The organism is Mycobacterium sp., assembly GCF_035314665.1.
In the GTDB taxonomy this organism is placed as follows: domain Bacteria; phylum Actinomycetota; class Actinomycetes; order Mycobacteriales; family Mycobacteriaceae; genus Mycobacterium.
Genome location: NZ_DATFZD010000255.1, coordinates 1 through 2,503, shown reverse-complemented (window position 1 = coordinate 2,503; position 2,503 = coordinate 1). Strand labels below are relative to the sequence as shown.

At 67.4% G+C, this 2,503-nt stretch carries 3 protein-coding genes; all 3 read right to left on the bottom strand.

Annotated elements, in window-relative coordinates; genetic code table 11:
• Nucleotides 1-78: 78 nt before the first annotated feature.
• Entirely contained in the window at nt 79-1,056 is a 978-nt protein-coding gene (gene whiA / locus VKI00_RS18305) for a DNA-binding protein WhiA (RefSeq protein ID WP_324439837.1), read from the bottom strand.
• The gene (yvcK, locus tag VKI00_RS18300; RefSeq protein WP_324439835.1) at nt 1,053-2,129 is read right to left on the bottom strand and encodes a uridine diphosphate-N-acetylglucosamine-binding protein YvcK; all 1,077 of its coding nucleotides are present in this window, start codon (nt 2,127-2,129) and stop codon (nt 1,053-1,055) included. Before yvcK ends, whiA begins: the two co-directional genes overlap by 4 nt.
• Nucleotides 2,126-2,503, bottom strand: a 378-nt coding sequence (locus tag VKI00_RS18295) for a RapZ C-terminal domain-containing protein (protein ID WP_324439833.1), incomplete at its 5' end; no start/stop codon positions are given. The genes VKI00_RS18295 and yvcK, both read right to left, overlap by 4 nt.

Sequence of the window (2,503 nt, the reverse complement as noted above, 5' to 3'; positions counted from 1 at the left end):
CCAAACCGCCGACCCATTTTGGCGTCCAGGAAATCGAACTTCTCTCGCGAACGAACTGTTCCGATCCGCGATCCAGTGTCAGGCGTCTTCCAACAGGTCCGGGGTTACGGCGGATTCGGTGTCCGGGATGCCTTCGACCTTTGCCTTGCGGTCGGCCATCGACAGCAATCGCCGAATACGGCCGGCCACAGCATCTTTCGTCATCGGAGGGTCGGCCAGCCGGCCCAACTCCTCCAAGGAGGCCTGCCGGTGCTCGATGCGCAACTTGCCGGCCGCGGCAAGATGGTCGGGCACACCCTCACCGAGGATTTCCAGCGCACGCTCGACGCGGGCGGCAGCCGCCACCGCAGCGCGAGCCGAGCGCCGCAGATTGGCGTCGTCGAAATTCGCCAGCCGGTTGGCCGTTGCCCGGACCTCGCGGCGCATCCGTCGCTCCTCCCAGACCAACCGGGTGTCCTGAGCGCCCATCCGGGTCAGCAACGCCCCGATCGCCTCACCGTCACGCACCACCACCCGGTCGGCGCCGCGCACCTCACGCGCTTTGGCGCTGATCCCGAGCCGACGTGCGGCCCCTACCAGGGCCAACGCTGCTTCGGGACCCGGACAGCTGACCTCCAGCGCCGACGAGCGCCCGGGCTCGGTCAGCGACCCGTGCGCCAAGAAGGCTCCCCGCCAAGCCGCTTCGGCGTCGGCGATGCTGCCGCCGACGACCTGCGCGGGTAACCCCCGCACGGGCCGCCCGCGCAAGTCGAGCAGACCGGTCTGGCGAGCCAGCGCCTCGCCGTCGTTGGCGACCCGCAACACGTAGCGCGTCGACTTGCGGATTCCGCTGGCCGACAACACATGCACGACGGCGTTGTAGCCGTACAAGTCGAAGATGTCCTTGCGCAGCCGTCGCGCGATGTTACCCAAATCGACCTCGGCTTCGACGACCACGCGGCCGCTCACGATGTGCAGCCCTCCGGCGAATCGCAGCAGGGAGGTCACCTCGGCGCGCCTTGCGCTCACCGAACTCACCACCAGGCGGCTCAACTCGTCTTTGACTTCGGCCGTCATCGCCACGCGTCGTCACCCCTCGGTCCGTTACGACCCGGTCCATCAACGCCGGTCTGTTGACGTTCCTTTTCCACCGGCATCGCGTCAGTCGCCTTAGCCGAAGGCGGCGGCGGACCGATGTCGCGTACGCTCACCCCATCCAGCGCCGCGGCCAACTTGCCCGGGTCATGTAAAGGTGTACCAGACCTGGCGACATCTGCGAATTGAACTTGCGCATGAAGCAGGGTTGCGGTTCGTCGCAGCTGCTCGCGCTCCCGCTCACTGGGCACCCGTTCGGCGTCGATGATCACGTCGTGGACGGTGAACTCCGGCGCGTGCTGGGCGAGTACATGCAGGTGACGCTCCGCGGAGAAGCCAGCCGTCTCCCCCGGCTCGGCCACCAAGTTGAGCACCAGCGCCCGGCGGGCCGGGGTCGCCTGCAGCGCCGCGGCCAGTTCGGGCACCAGCACATGCGGGATCACGCTGGTGAACCACGATCCGGGTCCCAACACCACCAGATCGGCGGACATGATCGCGTCGACGGCTTGTCGGGTGGCCGGGGGGTTGCCGGGCAACAGCCGCACGCGGCGAACCTTTCCCGGCGTGGTCGCGATGGCCACCTGCCCGCGAATCAAGCGGAACATCCGCGGGTCGGCTTCCAAGCCGGAGACATCGGCCTCGATCTGCAGCGCGATCGGGCACATCGGCAGCACCCGGCCGCGCACACCGAGGACCCGGCCGATTTCGTCGAGCGCGGCGACCGGATCGGTCAGCAGTTCGTTGAGGCCGGCGAGCAACAAATTGCCGATTGGGTGTCCGGCCAGCGCGCCACTGCCGCCGAACCTGTGCTGCAGAATTGTGGCCCACAGTCGGCCGTGTGGACTGTCGGATGCCAACGCCGCCAACGCCATTCGCAGATCACCCGGTGGCACCACGTCAAGTTCGCTGCGCAGCCGGCCCGACGAGCCGCCGTCGTCTGAGACCGTGACGACGGCCGTTACGTGCGGGGTGAGGCGCCGGGCCGCCGACAGCGTCGCATATAAACCGTGTCCGCCGCCCAACGCGACAATGCTGCGGTTTTTTTCAAGGCTCATTCGCGATCCAGATCCCGGTGCAGTACCCGCACCGACAACTGGTTGTTCGGCTCCAGCAGCCGCGCCAACGCCTCGGCGATGGCCACGCTGCGGTGCTTGCCGCCGGTGCAGCCGATCGCGACGGTCATGTAGCGCTTCCCCTCCCTGCGGTAGCCGTCGACAATCAGGGTTAGCAGTCGATGGTATGTCTCCAGGAACTCCGCCGCGCCAGTCTGGCCGAGCACGTAGTCACGGACCGCCGGATGTTGGCCGGTGTGCGGTCGTAGCTCGTCGACCCAGTGCGGATTGGGCAGGAATCGCACGTCCATCACCATGTCGGCGTCCATCGGCAGACCGTACTTGAAGCCGAAGGACTCCACGGTGACGCTGGTGTT